The organism is Cronobacter sakazakii (assembly GCF_000982825.1).
GTDB classification, from domain to species: Bacteria; Pseudomonadota; Gammaproteobacteria; order Enterobacterales; family Enterobacteriaceae; genus Cronobacter; species Cronobacter sakazakii.
This window is the reverse complement of record NZ_CP011047.1, coordinates 3421413-3441627: the sequence shown is the minus strand read 5'-3', so window position 1 is coordinate 3441627 and position 20215 is coordinate 3421413. Positions and strand designations below refer to the sequence as shown.

The 20215-nt window shown below is 54.6% G+C and carries 14 protein-coding genes and 2 pseudogenes; all 16 read left to right on the top strand.

What is annotated here, in order from left to right; genetic code table 11:
- Nucleotides 1-1662: an OmpA family protein gene (locus CSK29544_RS16375; RefSeq protein ID WP_007891863.1), complete on the top strand. Its 1662-nt coding sequence runs from the start codon at nt 1-3 to the stop codon at nt 1660-1662.
- A 14-nt stretch (nt 1663-1676) separates the two neighbouring features.
- Entirely contained in the window at nt 1677-2168 is a 492-nt protein-coding gene (locus CSK29544_RS16370) for an Hcp family type VI secretion system effector (protein ID WP_007796459.1), read from the top strand.
- Between the two features lie 226 nt (nt 2169-2394).
- Complete coding sequence (locus CSK29544_RS16365) at nt 2395-4755, top strand: type VI secretion system Vgr family protein (RefSeq protein ID WP_029038950.1); 2361 nt, start codon at nt 2395-2397, stop codon at nt 4753-4755.
- 13 nt (nt 4756-4768) lie between these two features.
- On the top strand, nt 4769-6844 hold the full coding sequence (locus tag CSK29544_RS16360; RefSeq protein ID WP_234006881.1) for a hypothetical protein: 2076 nt from the start codon (nt 4769-4771) through the stop codon (nt 6842-6844).
- A gap of 123 nt (nt 6845-6967) precedes the next feature.
- Entirely contained in the window at nt 6968-7147 is a 180-nt protein-coding gene (locus CSK29544_RS24370; RefSeq protein WP_131824823.1) for a hypothetical protein, read from the top strand.
- Between the two features lie 6 nt (nt 7148-7153).
- Complete coding sequence (locus tag CSK29544_RS22100) at nt 7154-7414, top strand: hypothetical protein (RefSeq protein ID WP_029038949.1); 261 nt, start codon at nt 7154-7156, stop codon at nt 7412-7414.
- Nucleotides 7415-7843: 429 nt separating this feature from the next.
- On the top strand, nt 7844-8137 hold the full coding sequence (locus CSK29544_RS25175) for a glycoside hydrolase family 73 protein (protein ID WP_080602525.1): 294 nt from the start codon (nt 7844-7846) through the stop codon (nt 8135-8137).
- Nucleotides 8137-8502: a hypothetical protein gene (locus CSK29544_RS16350; protein ID WP_050555656.1), complete on the top strand. Its 366-nt coding sequence runs from the start codon at nt 8137-8139 to the stop codon at nt 8500-8502. The genes CSK29544_RS25175 and CSK29544_RS16350 overlap by 1 nt, the downstream gene beginning before the upstream one ends.
- Before the next feature lie 105 nt (nt 8503-8607).
- Nucleotides 8608-9231, top strand: a pseudogene (vgrG, locus tag CSK29544_RS16345) (type VI secretion system tip protein VgrG); the annotation flags it as partial.
- Nucleotides 9232-9474: 243 nt separating this feature from the next.
- Nucleotides 9475-9738 (top strand): PAAR domain-containing protein, encoded by a 264-nt coding sequence (locus tag CSK29544_RS23215; RefSeq protein WP_071844254.1) that lies wholly within the window; start codon nt 9475-9477, stop codon nt 9736-9738.
- A 2-nt stretch (nt 9739-9740) separates the two neighbouring features.
- A complete protein-coding gene (locus tag CSK29544_RS16340; RefSeq protein ID WP_007891852.1) occupies nt 9741-10949 on the top strand; it encodes a KPHS_23130 family T6SS system protein in 1209 nt (402 codons plus the stop codon).
- A pseudogene (locus tag CSK29544_RS16335) lies at nt 10942-14339 on the top strand (ImcF-related family protein). Before CSK29544_RS16340 ends, CSK29544_RS16335 begins: the two are co-directional and overlap by 8 nt.
- Before the next feature lie 181 nt (nt 14340-14520).
- The gene (gene tssF / locus CSK29544_RS16330; protein ID WP_029038947.1) at nt 14521-16290 is read left to right on the top strand and encodes a type VI secretion system baseplate subunit TssF; all 1770 of its coding nucleotides are present in this window, start codon (nt 14521-14523) and stop codon (nt 16288-16290) included.
- Nucleotides 16254-17336, top strand: coding sequence for a type VI secretion system baseplate subunit TssG (gene tssG, locus CSK29544_RS16325; protein ID WP_029038946.1), 1083 nt, complete (start codon nt 16254-16256; stop codon nt 17334-17336). Before tssF ends, tssG begins: the two co-directional genes overlap by 37 nt.
- Nucleotides 17337-17361: 25 nt before the next feature.
- Nucleotides 17362-17883: a type VI secretion system lipoprotein TssJ gene (gene tssJ / locus CSK29544_RS16320; protein ID WP_007891847.1), complete on the top strand. Its 522-nt coding sequence runs from the start codon at nt 17362-17364 to the stop codon at nt 17881-17883.
- A gap of 3 nt (nt 17884-17886) precedes the next feature.
- Entirely contained in the window at nt 17887-20214 is a 2328-nt protein-coding gene (locus CSK29544_RS16315; RefSeq protein WP_029038945.1) for a type VI secretion system Vgr family protein, read from the top strand.
- Nucleotide 20215: the final 1 nt, after the last annotated feature.

Sequence of the window (20215 nt, the reverse complement as noted above, 5' to 3'; positions counted from 1 at the left end):
ATGCGCAAGCCGCTCATTCTCTCCATGCTCCCGCCTTTACTGATTTGCCTTGCGGCATTGCTGTGGCTGCTGTGGTGTTTCATTCCGCTGTCGGTTGCCATTAAAGGACTACTAAGTCTGCTGCTGGTGGCTGCTGCCAGTCGGATTATGTGGGTGGCACGCCCGCGTGATATTCCCTCATCGCAAGCTTCCCCGGTCATTAACTCACTTCCTGATTCCCTGTTGGGACCGCTTGTACTGGTGTGCGGGGATGGACTAGAGCAGCTGTTTTCTACCCAGCCGATTCGCCATACCGCACAAGGCTGCTGGCTGCGTGTCGACAATGTCAGCGAACTACAAACGGTGGTTCGCATGTTGCAGGCTCACCAACCCGCGCTGGTGGGGCAACTGGCGGTGATGTATTGCTGCCTTGCGGATAAGCATCAAGATGAGGCTGTTTTACGCGCCGGGCTTAAAACGGTACGCCAGGCAATCCGGCAAGTCACTTTGCTGACTGGTTTTCCGCTACCGGTACTGCTTAATTGCCGTCTCTCCGGCCCTGAAACGCCCTGGACTATCGTGCGCGGCGATAAGCCTTTTGTTTGTCCTGAAAACGCGCCGCAGGCATCGCTTGATGAATGGCTGCAGACAGAAAATCGTCTTATGGCGTTTCCAGTGCTCAAAGAAGCTTTTGCTTTTATCAGGCAGGTTGTCATCAATGAACTAAGCAAAGCTGACCGCGTTTTTCCTCCTGTACTCCCTTTTGCGGTGGCGTTCCGTATAGGTGCTATGGATTCGGATAGCCAGGCACTATGGTCAAAATGGCTATATCAACGTACCTGTTTGCAGCTCTCTGTCAGCGAAGGCAGCGCAGTGCCTGCCTCTTTATTTGCCGATCCGCTGCTGGCACTTCTTACGCCCTACACGGCGCCGATGCCAGGCGGGAAAACGGGCCGTCGCGCTACCGCGCTTCTTTTGTGCTGCGCCCTGGCCGCCCTGGCCTTTTCTGTTGCCAACAATCAACGGCTGATTCAGCAAATCGGCGGCGATCTGGCGCGCTGGCACGCGATCCCTATGGGCCACACTGCGCCTAAAGCGCAATCGCTGAGCGTACTTAAACGTGACGCTTTGCTTCTTGAGCGCTGGCAGCGCCAGGGAGAACCTCAGCGTTACGGACTGGGCCTGTACACCGGGCAGCGGCTTTGGCTGGCGTTACAGCAGGCGATTGATGGTTATGTTCCTCCTTCTGCACCAACCAGCCCAGCGCCACAGACGATCCGCCTGGACGCGCTTTCGCTGTTCGGTACCGGTCAGTGGCGGCTGAAATCCGGCTCCACGAAAGTGCTGGTGAACGCGCTGGTGGGCATTAAGGCCAGGCCGGGCTGGCTGATTGTGGTCGCCGGGCATACCGACGATGTGGGCGACGAACGCGCTAACCAGCAGTTGTCGCTTAAGCGCGCCGAAGCGGTGCGCAACTGGATGCGCGACACCGGCGATGTGCCGGAGAGCTGCTTTGCGGTGCAGGGCTACGGCGAAAGCCGCCCGGCGGTGCCCAACACCACGGCAGAAGGGCGGGCGCTGAACCGTCGCGTTGAAATCAGTCTGGTGCCGCAGGCGGACGCCTGCCGGCTGCCGGACATTCCCCTGCCGCCCTCACAGGATGAGAGCGGTACTCAACCTTAAATGGAGACAATCCCATGGCAATTCCTGTTTATCTCTGGCTGAAGGACGACGGTGGCGCGGACATCAAGGGTTCCGTTGATGTGAAGGACCGCGAGGGCAGCATCGAGGTGGTGGCGCAGGAGCACTCGCTGTACATCCCGACCGACAACAACACCGGCAAGCTGACCGGCACCCGTATCCACACGCCGTTCCTGTTCACCAAGGAAATCGACGCCTCCAGCCCGTATCTGTACAAGGCGGTGACCACCGGCCAGACCCTGAAGTCGGCGGAGTTTAAATGGTACCGCATCAACGACGCGGGCCAGGAGGTGGAGTATTTCAACACGAAGCTTGAGAACGTGAAGCTGGTGAAAGTGGCACCGCTGATGCACGACATCAAGGAGCCCTCGAAGGAGAAGCACAACCATCTTGAGCGCATTGAGCTGCGCTACGAAAAAATCACCTGGACCTACAAGGACGGCAACATCATCCATTCCGATTCGTGGAACGAACGTACCACTGCCTGACCCTGCCAGCAGACGGGAGACCGTCTGCTTTTTTGCACAGCGTCCTGCGGGGCGCTGCGCAAAAAAGTCTGAATCAATCGCCCGGTGCGCTAAGGGCCATAGCGACGGGCGGTAGCATATTTAAGGGCATATCAGGGAGCGAAACATGCTGCAACGACGACAGCGACCGCCGCTCCTTTTATGACAAGAGGCCGTCATGGAATTGTTGAGACGATAAAGGAGAGGGATGATGAGTGACGCTATCATGGAAAAAAACGGCCAAAAGGCGGCGCAGCTTCTGGGCCAGTCGCGGTATCGGGTTGATATTCATGGCTGTAATGATTTTCTTGATGTGTTGAGCTTCAGCGCTGAAGAGGCACTCAGCAAGCCCTGGTACTACGACATTGCGCTTACATGTGAAAACCCGGATATCGCCTGCGACACGCTGTTGCTCAAACCTGGTTCATTTACCTTTCAGACACCCCTTTTTACCGGCGCGCCCGCTACAGGGGTGCGCAGTGTCTATGGTGTCGTGCAGTCGTTCCGGCGTGTTTCGACTTCAGCAGACGAAACGCATTACACGCTGCGGCTGGTGCCGCGAATCGCCCTGATGCACCACACCCGGCACAGTGAAATCTACCTTAATCAGTCGGTGATTGAGGTGGTGGAAAACGTGCTGCGCGAGCATGAGCTGGAAGGCGCTGATTTCGAATTTCGGCTGTTGCGCGAATACCCTGAGCGTGAACTGATCACCCAGTGGCGAGAAACCGATCTGGAGTTCGTTCAGCGCCTGCTGGCAGAAGTGGGTATTTTCTGGCGTTTCGAAATGGACAGCCGTCTGGGTCAGGATGTCGTGATCTTTATGGATTCGCCAGAACAGTACCAGTTTGGCGTGACGCTGCCGCTGCGCCATCCGTCAGGCATGAGCGACAGCGGGCAGGAAAGCGTCTGGGATCTACGGACCGCGTATCAGGTGGTGAGCGGCAGCGTTGCCACCCGCGACTATAACTACCGCGAGGCGCTGACGCCACAGGACAGCACGCAGTCCGTCAGCAGCACGGACGGCATCACCACGGGTGAGGTGTATCACTATGCCGAACCTTTTCTGACCGAAGGCGACCCCAACAGCCCGGAGACCGGCGCGTATTACGCCAGGCTTCGCCACGAGCGTCTCCTCAACGAACAGTCGCTGATGACCGGGCGCAGCACCAGTCTGCATCTGTTACCCGGTCAGATGCTGGAGGTGGACGGCAGCGTGCCAGAGGCGCTGACCGCAGGCATCGTCATTACCCATATCCGCTGCCGCGGTTCGCGCCGTGCCAGTTTTCTGCTGGATTTTGAGGGCATTCCCTACAGCGAAACGGTCTGTTTTCGCCCGCCGCTGCGCAGGCGGCCGGTGATTTCGGGCACGCTGCCCGCCCGTGTCGAGAGCACGCAGAAGGGGGATATCTACGCCTGGCTGGATGAGACCGGGCGTTACCGGGTGAAGCTGGATGTTGACCGTACCGGGCGCGAGCAGGGCTACGCGTACCTGTGGCTGCGGCTGGCAAAACCCTACGCGGGCGATAATTACGGCTGGCACGCGCCGCTGCTGGACGGTACGGAAGTATCGGTGGCGTTCGACAGCGGCGACCCGGACCGTCCGTACATCGCCCACGCGCAGCATGACTCGGCACACCCGGACCACGTGACGCGCGACAACCACACCCGCAACGTGCTGCGCACGCCCGCGAACAACAAATTACGGATGGAAGACCAGCGGCGGCAGGAGCACATCAAGCTCGCCACGGAGTACGGCAAAACGCAGCTGAACCTGGGGCATCTGGTGGACGCGCAGCGGCAGGCGCGCGGTACGGGTTTTGAGCTGCGTACGGATGAGTACGGCGCGGTGCGGGCGGCGAAGGGGATATACCTGTCGGCGCATGAGCAACTGAAGGCGCAGGGCCCGGTGCTGGCGATGACAGAGACGCTGAGCCAGATAAATCAGGCGAACAGTGAGATGCAGGCGCTGAACAACGCGGCGAAGGTGGCAGAGGCGCTGACCTGCGATATCGGCACGCAGCTGAACCTGGTGCAGGACCGGCTGGCCCAGCTGCACTCGGCAGTGGTGCTGGCGAGCGCGCCACAGGGCGTGGCGCTCAGCTCCGGGGAACATCTGCAGCTGACCAGCACAAAAAACACGATGATAAACGCCGGTCAGCATCTGGATGTGGGGGCGATGAAAAACCTGTCGGTGACGGTGGAGAAGGCGCTGGGGCTGTTTGTGCATAAGGACGGCGCGAAGGTGGTGGCAAACCAGGGTGAGGTGGAGATACAGGCGCAGCACAACACGATGTCACTGTTCGCGCGTGACCGTTTCACCATCACAAGTAATGAGGATGAAATTGTCATCAGCACGCCGGAGACGCTGACGCTGAACGGCGGCGGGTCGTACCTGAAGCTGAGCAAAAGCGGCATTGAGCACGGCTCGCAGGGTGACATGCTGATGAAGGTGGCGACGTATCTGGTGACGGGGACGGGGGCAACGCTTCCCCATGAAGCGCCTGAATCCAGCATGAAAGATATTACTCAGGAAAACACCATGAGCAGCAAAGCTTTTAACGACTGAGGGAGGCTGAATAGTGCCTGTATTACCCAAAATTGCCTGGCCTGTTCCCTCCGGTAAGAGCGGGAATGAATTTGCCAGTCTGGACGATATTCTTTCGCATCTCGCGGGCGAATCAACCGGCCAGTATACGATTGGCCGCAACGGGATGTGGCATGGCGGGATTCATATCACTCACGTCACCACGCCCTGGTGCGCACTGAGTGGCAAAGCGGCATCAGAACGCATTGATTTCCCGGTCGCTTATAAAGGTGAGCAGCCGGTTCGCTGTATGGCAGACGGGGACGTGGTTGCTTATCGAGTCTGCAGGGATTACCTGACGCTGGGGTGGGAATCCGGTCCGCTGTATTTTTCGGGTTCATTTGTACTGGTAAAACACTATATCCAGCCGGGTGAGAAAGAAACAAGCGGGCTGCATTTTTATACCCTGTATATGCATCTGGCGCCGTACTCGGCCTATGAAAGCGCTAACAATGTCCACTGGATCACTCATGACACTCTGTCCGGTTATTCTGAAGCTGACTGGTTAATCATGGACCTGAGCCGCAGTGACCAGAAACCCGCGAATGCAGGTACGGTCAAAAAGGGGATCCCTGTGACCTGGGATCCCTCCGATCAGTCACTGACTTCCACCCACGGGGGGCGCACTTACGGGCTGGCAACTCTGAATGCTGACAGCGGAAAGCTGAAAGCCGGGCAACGGGTATGGATGCTGGTCGATAATAACAACATAAAACCCGCGCCGGGCAGTGGCCCCGGGTGGTGGGCGCATCTGCTTCCTCCCGCGAAAGAGATCATGGTATTTGATAAAACGGTCAGCCTCAGTAAACCGTTTGCCATAAAGGCTGGCGACCCCGTCGGGCATATGGGGTATTTCCAGGCCCCCACAGAGGGCGGCTATGAGGCACGTTATCAGGTACATATCGAATGCACGAGCATGGATGATAATCTGGAAAAATTCCTGACCAACCCAGAAAAAGTGGGAGAGAAAAATCCGCTCTGGCTGAAGTATTCACCGGGGCTTGCGCTGTACACAAAAGATGTCGCGAAAGGCACCTTTGCAAAAGGGACGACGTCGGCAACGCGGACAGGCATTCTGCCACTGAGTAAGGTCACTACTGAAACGGATAAATCCACAAAGCAGGAATACTGGCAACTTTTGCCAGAAAATGCCTACGTACCCAAAGGGCAGGCGGAGCCGCAGCTTTTATCACAGTATGATCTGGCAAAGCTGGGTTTCAGAACGGAAATTGTCCAGCCAGCCAGTTTTGATTACCTGGATGGAGAAAACCAGCCTGTCGGGTTTTTCCGCAGTCTTATCAATGCACTCTGCGAGACGGCGACCGGTGATACCCGCACAAGCCATGCGCTGGTGAGGCATAATTATCAGCGGCTGCTGGATAAAATTGACAGCGGAAGTGATAGTTATTCTCCGATGGAATACAGGAGAGCGCTGCATAATCCCGACTACCGGGACGTCATTCAGAAAACAATCGTCAGACATCCCAGCGACTGGTATTTCAAAAAAGATGACGCCATCTGGCAACCGTTCCTGAACGCGCTGGAGAAAGAAGCACCGGAATGGAAGCAATACAGTGAAGATTTCCTCGACAAAATGGTCTGGATGCAGGATGTGACCACAGAAAAACTGGGGCCATCGCTGTGGCATATGCATCCGATATTTTTTCTTGGCTCTTTGAAAGTTCAATCAGTTTCTATATATAGACATTATACCCCCTCAGATGCTAAAGAAGCATTAAAAACTATTTATGAAGAATACGGCTACGATATGGCTAAAACAATTGAGCAGCTATATAGGGATGAAACAGATCATTTTCTATCAACGCAGTACAAACGGTGTGGTGCAGGTGGCATGGAGGTATCTGGGAAAAATCCTCAACCGCCAGGGTATGGTTGGAATGAGTCTCTATTTTTACGCCACCCTGAATATTCACCTATTGGAGTTTGGTGGGCCTTCGAAAATAAAGGGTTAAGTGGCCAAGGGGGTAATCAGCAAATCACAAGCAGAAAAAATGATATATTATATTTCCATCTGTCTTGGCTGCAATGGAATATAAGGTTGACTACATAAAAAGAAATTGGGGGGTAATTGGGCGAATTGGCACTCACGAAACCCCACAGTACAAGAGCATTATAGATCTGCTATTTCGAAAATGAGGCATACTTTTGTTGATGAAATCAAAGGGGAGAGCAAATGAAAGCTCATAAAAGAATAATGATTCTGTTATTTTATGTGTTGCCGTTACCTATGTCATTTGCTGCAACCCCAGAGCAATGTTACTCATATTTTACTGAATTAGTGAGGAGTAGTAGTTATCCTTTTAATGAATGGAATGTTAAACCCAAAGAAGTAAATTTGATGATTGATGATTGATGATTGATGATTGATGATGATGACGATTCTATTATTAGAGCAAAGCTGGTTATTGATACTAATGGCACGGGAACGATAGGGTGGGTTTTGTTTAAAAAAAGCAAAGCAGAATTGTTTGATATAACTCTCGATCCCAAAAAGCCAATAAAGCTGTCCTACGATAATGAATATAATAAAGCTCAAACATACTGTCTTTCAGGTGAGGTTGTTTATCAGGTTCGTAGCAAAAAGCGTGTGTATTTTTTGATAAATCTAACTCTGGAATGAAAAAAACAAAGGCATTCATTGTGAATGGGGATTATGTGCAGCGGTTAGAAACGCAGGGCACTTATACCAAAGTTATTTATCAAACAAAGTCAGGTGATAAAGTCACTGGTTGGGTTGAATTGGCATCACTGAGACAAATAGATTTTAAAAATAATTGGTAAAAAACGGTTATTGCAAAGGTATGTCTTAGATATATTTCCAGGAAACACACAGATAAAAGGTTAATTTTTGCTTAAAATCCTTCATGAGTTATGAACCCACCCTCGGCGATTCGATACTGTTTAATTCTGAAACAATAAAATTCAGTGGTATCAGAAGGTGACCCCGACAGCCCGGAGACCGGCGCGTATTACGACTGCGCAGGCTATATTAGAAGCGGGATATGGAAAGTCTGTACCACTGACATAATTTCAAAAAAATACAGCCACAATATATTTTGGAATAAAAGCACATGGAAATCCTGATTATGTTGAAGATTATACCCATGAAGTTGAAAATGGAGTAAGAGTTAGGATTGTTGATAAATTTCAAGCGTACGACTCTTATGAGACGAGTATTAATGGACGAGCGGAATTTTTCCAAAAAAATCCAAGATACCATTTTTTATTTAACAGTAACGACCCCATAGAATGGGCCAGAGGTTTGCAAAGAGCCGGATATGCAACTGATCCAAATTTTGCGAATTCATTAATTTCTGTCATGAGAAGGCAAGGGCTTATATAATGAAAATTTTATTTTTACTTCTAATTGCTTTGTTTTCATTCACCTGCCAGGCTAATGACTTTTGTTCAAAATTGTCTAAAAAGGCGGATGATGAAAGAGCGATAATTCAAAGTTCCGAGTCAGGATATAAAGCGTCGGGGAAAGGGCGTGTTTATTTTTATAGCGCACCGAGTGAAAGGTACTGCATAAAAAATACGTTCATCGTTCCTGGTGACTTAATAAGTGCTTACGCTGATTTCGGTGATTACACATATATTATGTATTTTACTAAAGATGGGAAAGATGTTGAAGGTTGGGTGAGAAGCGACCGTTTAGTGGAAACAGGTACAGGTATTGGCCCATCAGAAGAAAACAAAGGTGAGTAATAATAGTATGTTGTATAGGTTCGTAATGAGAGGTTTTTACGTAAAAATAGCAAGTGTATTAATCTTGTCATCAATGGCATTCAGATGCACTGCCGCTGAACATTGATGACCGGGCGCAGTACCAGTCCGCATCTGTTACCCGGTCAGGTGCTCGAGGTGGACGGCAGCGTGCCGCAGACGCTGACCGCAGGCACCGTCATTACCCGTGTCCGCAGCCGCGGTTCGCGCCAGGCCAGTTTTCTGCTGGATTTTGAGGGCATTCCCTACAGAGAAACGGTCTGTTTTCGCCCGCTGCTGCGCAGGCGGCCGGTGATTTCGGGCACGCTGCCCGCCCGTGTCGAGAGCACACAGAAGGGGGATATCTACGCCTGGCTGGATGAGACCGGGCGCTACCGGGTGAAGCTGGATGTTGACCGCGCCGGGCGCGAGCAGGGCTATGCGTACCTGTGGCTGCGGCTGGCAAAACCCTACGCGGGGGATAATTACGGCTGGCACGCGCCGCTGCTGGACGGCACGGAAGTGTCGGTGGCGTTCGACAGTGGCGACCCGGACCGTCCGTACATCGCCCACGTGCAGCATAACTTGGTACACCCGGATCACGTGACGCGTACCAACCACACCCGCAGCGTGCTGCGCACGCCCGCGAATAGCAAATTACGGATGGAAGACCAGCGGCGGCAGGAACACATCAAGCTCGCCATAAATTACGCCTGGGGGCATATAGTGAATGAGAAAGCTTAAGCATAAAGAGTTATCGAGCAGCAGTTTTATCTTAATTATTTAAAAGATATGCTCGCTCCAGTTAATTATTAATAGAAATAGGTTTGCAATTATCCATATTCGCCGCAGTACTTTTTGTAAATAATTTCCGAATTAAAGGTGCTTACCTCTTACAGGAATGAAAAAATAAACCAATATCATAAGTTTTCTCCCTCGCAAAACTTGTGCACTCCAACTGAGGTCATTAACGCAATGCTACCCATCATTCGTAAAGGTGATAAAACCACCCACGGTGGATCGGTTATGACGTGTTCTTCAACCATGATATTCGGAGGAATTGGCGTTGCCAGAAAAGGCGATAAAGTCTCCTGCCCAATTCCTGGTCACGGAGTAACCATAATTATTGAAGGCAATCCTGATTATCTGGATAACGGTATTCCGGTTGCTTTTCACGGCCATAAATGTGCCTGCGGATGCAGTCTGATTAGCTCATTTATTCCTGCGAAGGTTGCCTGATTATGCCGGTCTGGCTGGATGCTGTACCTGAGAAAGCGCCTGCAGTGAAACGTCCGCGAGTGAGGCGATGGTTACTGGTGCTGGTCCTTTTTATTATGACGTGCGCGGGGGTGACGTTCTGGAACTGGCCGACAGCGCGCAGCGGTTTTGTATTCTGGTTTACCGCGTTGGGTCTGCCTTTCTGTATCTGGGGGTTTATCTTTAGCCTGCGTCGAGTCGGTTATAAAGCTGAACAGCGGGCAACGGAGTCCAGAAACGCCGAGCGTGACATTCTGCTGGCTAACGAAATACGTCGTGGGCAGCGGTGTGCCTGGATTCTCGGGAGTACAATACAAACCCCGGCGGGAAGGCAAGCCACCCGTTTGCTTGATGTCATAGACCAAGCCACACCCGTTCCAGAGCTTAAAATGGTACGTGGCGGTGGCGGGATGATTCGTTACGCTGAGCTTTCCGGTTTTGAGGAGAACATTGCCGGGGCGCTGGATAGCGCCAGTTCCAGAATCTCAGACTGCATCACCCGTGTCGCAGAGAAATTACCACGAGGGATCCCTTGCTGGTTATCGATTGAGTGTGATGCCGAAAAGGCTTTACAGGCCACAGAATCTATAAAACAAAGCCTAAGTGCGATAACGGGCCTGAGTTTTCGCATGCTGTCGGGTTCTGGTATGGCGGCGTTCGATAGCTGGCTCGACAGGCACTGGGATACGCCTTCGTTACTGGTTGCCGTTACGCTGTCGTTGCCGTCTGTGCCTCAGGAAGGAGGGGCAGACGCACTTACTGCCGTGATTCTCTGTAATCGCCGGGCCGCCGAATTCCCGAATGCCATCAGGCTTCATCGCCCCGAAAAGGGCCACGCCGCAGCGCTTAGCGCAACGCTCGCCAGAGCGTTGCAATGGTCACAGCTTTCTGCGCAACAACTCCGCGCCGCCTGGGTTACCGGGCCTTCATTAGTTTCAGGCTCTGAATGGAACACTGCCTGTGAGCAGAATGGCGTTACGTTCAGCCTGACTGTCGATAATCAGAGTCTGGATCCGGTGCTGGGTTACGCCGGTATAGCGTCCGTTTGGCTTGCGATTACGATCGCGCAAGCAGCGTTTGATGTGCGTGGCGTTCAGGTTATCGCGGCGCAGCCTGTGGCCAATAAAGATGAAATTTGGGTTGTGGTTCTTTCCCGTCAACATGGATTAAAGGAAACGCCAGGGAATGTTTAAGGTAAAGAAGAGATCGCTGATTGGATCGACGGTGGCAGCGTTGCTTTGTCTTGAAGCGATAGTCGTATTTTTGCTGTATGCCTGCCCGCAATGGGTGGCAACGAATATGGGAATTGGCCCTTTTGATGGACCGCGGATCCTCACCGTTTGTTCAATGCTCGCCGCCACGTTACTTCTTATCGGCTGGCTTATTGATAAGGCCTTTGATTATTCCGGCAAATCGGGCCTCTATTTCGAGTGGGGCAAAAATAAGTCGCTGAAAGCACAGCACGAGCCGGAAATTTTACCCGGCCCTGATGACAACACACAGGCCGTATTCAGCGAAACGCCTGTTACAGAACATCTTCGGCTGCGCTATGGCCGGTTCTGGCAGCGTAAGGTTTGCCTCTTGCTCGTTATTGGCGAGGAAAATGAAGTGGAAAAGGCGGCACCGGGCCTTTGCCGTGAACTGTGGCAAGAGGGCGATGGCAATGTGCTTATCTATGGTGGCGACGGGCAGTCGCCGCAGGATGAAGCATTTTTGAACGCACTGAAACGTCTGCGCTCACGTCGCCCGCTGGATGGCATCGTTCAGGTGCTGAACAGCCAAAAACTTCCGACCGACATCGAATGTGATGCGTTTGCCCGCTGTCGTCAAAAGGCGGCACAGATGCTGGGCTGGCAGGTACCAGTCTGGTTATGGCTAACGGATGACGCGCGCTGGTTACAGGAAACACCTGAGGAGTTCGCCTCGGGGATCCTGTTTGGCCCGGATGCCGCGCCAGAAGACGCGATGAAAACACTGAATGCGCTGACGCCCCGTCTACGTCGGGCAGGTATTGCGCAAATGCTTAAAAACCCGCGCCATGATGGTCTCTTGTATCTGGCGTCACGGTTACAGGGCGAGCTGAAATCGCAGATCCACGCGTTGCTTCAGGGCTTAATGAACGGGCCTTCGGCGTACCGGTTACGCGGCATGATGTTCAGCCCTGCACTGGCAGGTGCAGACCACGCCCTGATTCCTCGCACACGGCTGAATACCTCAACCTGGCAGGCTGTCGTTGACGACTGCGCTGAGGTGCGCGCAAAAAAATCGGCTTTGATGGAATCAAGGTACTACAACGGTTTCTGTTAGTTTTCGCCGTATTCTGGAGCACCGGCACTCTGCTCTCGCTCGGGGTCAACCGTACTGATATTTATCTGGCGCAGGAGACGACCCGCCAGGCGGCTGACAGCAAACTGCCATTGGCAGACCGCCTGAAAAATCAGCTCGCTCTGCAGCAGACAATGGCGCGCCTGCAGCACCGCGAGGCTACCGGTGCGCCCTGGTATACTCGTTTTGGGCTGAATCAGGACCGTGACATGTTATCGTCGCTGTGGCCCCGCTATGCTCAGAATAATACCTTCCTGATGCGTGATGCCGCGGCCGCGCAACTCCACCAGCAGCTTGATGCGTTCATTCGTCTGCCGCCGCTCAGCAAGGCAAGGGTTGAAGGAACGCAGAGGGCATATGATTTGCTAAAAGCGTATCTGATGCTCGCGCAACCGGAGAAAGCGGAGGCAGTATGGCTTTCCAGAACGCTGTCGAGCCTCTGGCCGACGCGTCAGGGCGTGCCAGATGGCCTCTGGCAGGATCTCTCGCCGAAGTTACTGGCATTCTATGCACAAAACCTTCCGACCCACCCGGAATGGAAAGTCAAACCTGACGCTGAGCTCATCAACACCGTTCGCCAAATCCTGCTGAAACAAATTGGCCAGCGTAACGCCGAAACGGGTTTATATCAGGAAATGCTGAAACGCGTGGCCAGTAACTGGCCGGATCTACAGCTTGCGGATATGACGGGTGACACCGATGCCTCCACACTTTTTACCACAGACGAAGTGGTGCCAGGCATGTTTACTCGCCAGGCGTGGGAAGAACAGGTTCAGGGCGCAATTGATGAAGTGGTGAAATCCCGTAACGACGCCATTGACTGGGTGTTGGCGGATAAACATCATCAGCCGGACGCTGACCTTTCTCCTGAAGCCCTGAAAGCCCGGTTGACCGCGCGTTACTTCACTGATTTCGGTAATGCCTGGCTCAATATGGTCAACAGCATCCAGTGGATTGAAGCTGACTCACTATCAGATTCAATTGCCCAGCTGAACCTGCTGGCCGATGTGCGCCAGTCTCCGCTGGTAGCGCTAATGAACACCTTAAACTATCAGGGAAAAACCGGTCAGCAGCGTGAGGCGCTGGCGGATTCTCTGGTGGAATCCGCAAAAAATCTGATAGGTAAAAAGAAAAACACCAAAGCCATTCTTAAACAGGCGCAGGGGCCGGAAGGACCGCTGGATAACGTCTTCGGCCCGTTAACCGGGCTGATGGAAGGTAAGGATGGGGCAGGCGCGAGCGGTAATCTCAGCTTCCAGTCCTGGCTTTCGCGCGTGACGCAGGTGCGCCTCAAGCTTCAGCAGATAACAAGCGCTCCGGACCCGCAGGCGATGGCGCAAATGCTGGCGCAGACGGTTTTCGAAGGTAAGGCCATCGATCTGACGGATACCCGAGATTACGGCAGCCTGGTGGCAGCGAGCCTCGGGCAGGAGTGGAGCGGTTTCGGCCAGGCATTGTTTGTTCAGCCATTGGATCTGGCCTGGCGGCAGGTTCTTGCCCCGGCGGCCAGTGGGCTGAACGAGCGCTGGAAGACCACCATTGTTGAACAATGGAACACCGCATTTGCTGGACGTTATCCCTTTAAAGCCACCGGCAGCGATGCCTCACTGCCCATACTGGCGCAGTTTTTACGCGCTGACTCCGGGCGTATCGCCACGTTTCTGAAAAATAATCTCGGCGGAATTTTGCATCAGGAAGGCAACCGCTGGGTAGTTGACCCTTCAGCCAGCCAGGGAATGACGGTGAATCCGGCGTTTCTGGCGGCGATTAATCAACTGGCGACTATCGCAGATACGGTCTTCGCGCAGGGTGATGCCGGGGTACGCTTTGAGCTGATGGCCCGTCCGTCTCGCGATGTTGCCCGAATGCAGTTGACCCTGGATGGGCAAAAGCTCGATTACTTCAACCAAATGGAAAGCTGGCGAAGCTTTAGCTGGCCTGGAGAGACATGGTATCCGGGCGTCGATCTCAGCTGGCGTACCGTCACCAGCGGTATGCAGCTTTACAGTAATAACGCCGGTAAATGGGGGTTCATTCGTCTGTTAGGCAAAGCGCAAATAACGCCAGTCGACAGCAGCCGGATACAGCTCGTGTGGGTCGCGCCAGACGGCAGCCCGCTTAAATTTATTATGCGTACTGAGCTTAGCGACGGCCCGCTTGCGTTACTGAGGCTGCAAGGATTTACGCTGCCTGAAACCATTTTCAGCCAGCAAGAAATAGTGCCCACGGATGATGAGCCAGAACAAGGAGTTGAATAAATATGTCCCCATCTCACGCAGGCCCGATGGCTTTCCGTTGTCGTGAAAGTCAACAGCCAGACAGCAATCATAACGTTTATGACCGTTCAGGCCACGACAGGCTTAACACAGCTCTTTTCTTCCGGCCCCATCGCGGCATGCAGTTTATGGTGACTTCTAATGACCATCAGGAACCTTGTGCATGGATGATTTAACACTGCGCTACTACGAGGCAGAAATGCGCTATCTGCGCGAAGCCGGAAAGGAGTTTTCCCGCGCGCACCCTGACCGTGCAGCGATGCTCAATCTGGACAAGCCCGGCGCCCGCGATCCTTACGTCGAACGCCTGTTTGAAGGGTTTGCGTTTTTGATGGGGCGGCTTCGTGAAAAGCTTGATGACGATCTCCCCGAACTCACGGAAGGGCTGGTCAGCCTGTTGTGGCCGCACTATATGCGTACCATTCCGTCGCTGTCGATCGTGGAGTTTTTGCCCGACTGGCGCGGGCTCAGGCAGTCGGAATCCTTACCGGAAGGCTTTTCCGTTTTATCTCGTCCGGTCGGCCCCCAGAAAACGGCCTGCCAGTATCGCACTACCCGCAAGATAACGCTGCAACCGATTAGTCTCACTGAGGCTCGCCTTCACACTGAACCTGACGGGCGTTCCGCCATTCGTCTGCGTTTTGCATGCAGCCAGAAAGTGGACTGGACGAAATCCGGCATCGATAAGGTCACCATTTTTCTTAACGCGGAAAGCCCGGTGAGTTCTGCGCTTCATCTGGCATTAACTCGCCGTGTGCATGCCATGTATGCGCGCCACAGCACAACCCATGCTGAACGCCTGCGCTTTGACGGCTGGTTTCGCCCGATGGGTTTTGATGATACGGACCGGCTGTGGCCGAAAGGCGACTCCGCGTTCAGTGGCTATCAGTTACTGCTGGAGTATTTCAGCTTCCGGCAGAAGTTTATGTTTGTCGAGTTGCGTGGGCTGGAATCCATTGGACTCACTGCCGAAAGTGACTGGTTTGAAATCGATATTGTCCTCACAGAAGGATGGCCTGCCGATCTGCCGTTTGAAACCGAAAACTTTCGTCTGCACTGCGCGCCGGTAATCAACCTTTTCACGCTGGAAGCTGACCCGCTGACGCTCAATCCTCTGGAAAACGAGTACCTGTTGCGGCCGCTGCGTCTTCAGGACGGCCATACGGAAATTTACAGCGTCGATGACATTCACGGTGCTGTGAAAAACGGTAAGCATCCTTATGTGCCCTTTACCAGTTTTCGCCACCGGGGCGGCATGATGCGGTTCGATGCACCAGAGCGCTACTTCCATACCCGCGTGAAGCGCGGCCCGTCTGGCCTGCACGATACCTGGCTGATTCTTGGTGGCCGCTCGTTTGAAATAGAACAACTGGCGGAAAAACCGGAATCGCTCTCAATGCGTATCACCGGCACCAACGGCCAGCTTCCCCGCAAAGCGTTGCAAAGCACGCTGATTGATCGGGTAGTGAAAATTGGCAAAGTGCCGGTCAGCGTGATTAACCTCACGGCACCCACGATGTCGTTGTATCCCCCTGCGAGCGATCGTTTTCACTGGCGCGTGATGAGTCATCTGGGTTCGAACTTTCTCAGCATGATGGACAACCCCGAGGTGCTGCGCGGCACGCTGGCGCTCTACGACTGGACCGACGATGAGATGAATCGCCGACGTCTTGACGCGATCGTCGCGGTGAAACACACCCTTATACGTCGCTTTGAACAGGGGTTTATGCAAAGAGGGGTGGATATCGAAGTGACTCTGGACACGCAGCATTTTGCCGGTGAGGGCGATGTGAATCTGTTTGGTGAAATGCTGCATCGCTTCTTTGCACTTTACGCGGATATTCATCTTTTTAATCAGCTCACGCTGGTATTGCAACCGACAGGGAAGAGACTGAGATGGCGCGAGAGCCACAGCCAGCACATACCGGGCTGACGCAGCAATTAGGCGATGAGATCTGGCGCGTTAATTTCTATCGCTTCTGCCAGTTGCTTGAGCAGGAACATCCTGACCATCCGCTCCTGGGAAGCACCAGCCACCCTGAAAATGATCCGGTGCGGTTTCGCTCCTGGCCGGGCATGGGATTTCCGGCCAGTGAATTACGCCGCGTGGAAATGGATGACGAACACCCCGGTTCCCCGCCCGCGGTACGCACCACGTTTCTCGGCATGTACGGCGTCGACTCGCCGCTACCGGGCAATTATCTGGATGATATCGCCCAGCGGCGCGAAGGGCAGGAAGCCGTCTCCTCGTTTCTGGATATCTTCGGCCACCGTATCGCCACACAGTATTACCGCATCTGGCGGAAATATGCGTACCCGGCCACGTTTGAGCCCGGCGGGACAGATGCCACTTCTCAATGCCTGCTTGGGCTGGTCGGACTTGGCATTCCCGGCACGGCAGAACATATCGCTACCCCCGTTTCGCGTTTTCTCGCGCTGCTCGGCGCCATGCGCTTACCGACGCGAAATGCTGAGGGAATACGCGCGCTGGTGACTCTGCTGGCGCCAGACACTCGGGCAGACATCCAAGAGCGCGATCCTGTAAAAGTGCGGGTGACAAACCGCAGCGGGCTGGGGGCAGGCGAACGAGTACGTTTAGCGCAGCGTGCGACACTCGGAAAAATGGCGCGTGATGCAAACAGCCGGGTGCTCATTACATTATTCACCCGCAATCCGCAGGAGGCTGCAGGCTGGCTACCGGGCGGGCAATTGCATACTGATTTGCTGGCGCTGATGCGGGTTTATCTCGGCTATCGCAGTGACGCACGGCTTCGCCTGACAGTGCCGGTACATTTACTCCCTGAACCAAAGCTTGCGAAACATCGGCGCATTCAGCTTGGCCGCACAGGCCTGCTGGGGTTGAAAGACGGCAAACTCAGTGACAACCGCCAGTGCATCACGGTTAGCCTGGGATGTTATGAAAGCCTGAGTTGCACGGTATTGCCGCTTGCCGCTGAGGGCAGTTACCGCTTCGACTAACCATTTTTCAGAAAGGAATACATTTATGCCAAACAAAGGATGGCATGCGCTCACCCTCGCGTTGTGCTGCGTTATAACAGGCTGTGGTCTTACCCAGGCGGTGAAAGACGGGACGGTCAGCATGGCGAAATCGGTGTTTTATAAAAAGATCAAAACGCTACATCTCGATTTTTCTGCCCGAGCGGCGCTTAACGTGGATGGTGACCAGACGCCGCTTGCGACCATGGTCAGGGTCTATCAGCTAAAAGATCGTAAAACTCTCGATGCGGCTGATTACGGCTCGTTATTGCAGAATGCGGACACCGTACTGAAAGACGATCTGCTGGCTTCCCGCGAGTTGCTTATCATCCCGAAGGGTAATGTCACGCTTGATATGCCGATGGAAGAAAACGCACAGTTTGTAGCGGTAGTGGGGCTGTTTAACCATCCTGACGTCAAAGACAACCGCTGGCGACTGGTGCTTTCCCGGGAGGATCTTGACCCGGATAAACCAGGAGTGGTGGAGCTGGGTGACGGCTGGCTCAATCTGGTGGAGACAAAGGAGTGATCTATGAACACGGATAATGGGGGCCAGCCAGAAGAGAGTCTGTCACGGTATGGGCTGGTGATCCACAAGAGTGATATCACACCGGACGTGCTGCGTTTTCGTGGGCGCGAGGCCTTAAGCGAGCCGTTTTTCTGGAATATCGAGTTTACCACCCCGCAGGCAGGCCTCCTGCCCCAACAAGTACTGATGAAATATGCAAGCCTCAGGATGCGGGGCGGCAGAACGATTTACGGCATCCTTACCCGGCTGGAGTGGCTCTCTACAACGGCGGATCAGTCGCACTACAGCGTGACGCTCTCCTCCCGGCTGGCGCTGCTGTCTCACACGCGTCAGTGTCGCGTATTTCTCAACCAGTCGGTGCCCGAAGTGGTAGAGCAGGTACTGCGCGAGCATGGCCTGGAAGGGGCGGATTTTAATTTCCGGCTGGAGCGGGAATACCCGGAGCGTGAGCTTATCACCCAGTGGCGCGAGACTGACCTTGAATTTATTCAGCGGCTGCTGTCAGAAGTGGGGATCTGGTGGCGCACGGAAATGGACAGCCTGCGCGGTCTGGATGTGACGATTTTTGCTGACAGCCAGCTCAATTATCATTTTGACGTCCGCCTGCCGTATCGCGAGCCGTCCGGCCTGCATGACGGCGCGCAGGAAGCGGTATGGGGCGTGCGCACCTGGCATAATGCCGTCACCGGCAGGGTACAGACGCGCGACTATTATTACCCGGCCGCCACCACGCCGCTGGGCACCACTGTCAGGGTGCGCAGCACGGCAGTGACCACCGGCGAACATTATCGTTACGCGGAGCCGTACCGGGAGCAGGGCGATGACACCGATCCAGAACCGGAATGCGAAAGCGGGGCGTTTTACGCCCGGATTCACCATGAGCGTGAGCTCAATAACTCGCTGCGGGTGCATCTCTTCAGCAACGCCGGCGCGCTCACGCCGGGGGTGGTGCTGGAGCCGCAGGGCGACGTCATCCGCGCGCTGAAAGAAGGGGTGATTATCACGCTCACCACTTTTCGCGCCTCGCGCGATTCGCGGCTGCATGTGTCGGTGTGGGGGATGCCCTACAGTGAAAGCTACTGCTACCGCCCGCCAGAAATCCCGCGCCCGGAAATACACGGCACGGTGCCGGCGCGGGTGGAAAGCCGGGACCCGAAGGACACGTACGCCTGGCTGGACGAAGCAGGCCGCTACCGGGTGAAGCTGGACATGGACCGCGAGGGCAGCGAGAGCGGCTACAGCTATCTGTGGGTACGCCTGGCGAAGCCGTATGCGGGCGAGACATACGGCTGGCACACGCCGCTACTGGCCGGCACGGAGGTGTCCGTCGCCTTTGACGGCGGTGACCCGGACCGGCCGTATATCGCGCACGCCTTTCATGATTCGGCGCACCCGGATGTGGTCAACCGTGACAACCGCAGCCGGAATATCCTGCGCACACCCGCGCAGAACGAACTGCGCATGGAAGATAAACGGGGCGAAGAGCACATTCACCTGACCACCGAATACGGCAAAACGCAGCTCGGCGAAGGGCGGCTGGTGGACGGGCAGGATAAACCGCGCGGTGCGGGCTTTGAGTTGCGCAGCGATGAATATGGTGTCATTCGCGTGGCGAAGGGGCTGTTCATCAGCGCCGACGGGCAGCAGAAGGCGGCGGGCGAGGTGCTGGACCGGGAAACGGCGCTGAAGGAAATCGACCTGTGCCTGCAGCAGATAGCGCAGCTCTCCGCTTCAGCAGACGCGGCGAACGCGCTGCAGGCAGACATCGCCAGCCAGAGCGCGATGTTCAGCGAGCGGCTGAAACCGCTGAACGAAATGATACACGTGTCCGCCCCGGACGGGGTGGCGTTCACCAGCGGGAAGCACATGCAGCTTACGGCCACAAAAAACGTGGCGGTGAGTGCGGGTGGCGATATCAGCGTGGGCGTTATGGGCAACATGACTGCACTGGCGGGTGAAAAACTGGGGCTGTTTGCCCACAGCGGGCCGCTGAGCCTGAAATCAGGCGAGGGCCCGCTGGAGGTGCAGGCACAGAACGGCGGCATGCAGCTCGCGGCAGAGAAGAAAGTCACCCTCACATCGGTGAGCGATATTTCCTTTGCAGGCAAAAAGCGCATCACCTTAATCGGCGGCGGAAGTTATCTGAAGCTGGAAGCCGGGAAAATAGAGTACGGCACACCGCAGGTGTATCTGAGGAAGGTGGAGAGGACGTTTAATGCTTCTAAAGCCGCAGCCACCATGTCATTTCATGAAATTGCAGGTGGTGGCATCTGCGTGAGTTGCCTGATGAAGGCGGCAATGAAGGGTGACAGCTTTGTGATCAGGGGATAGT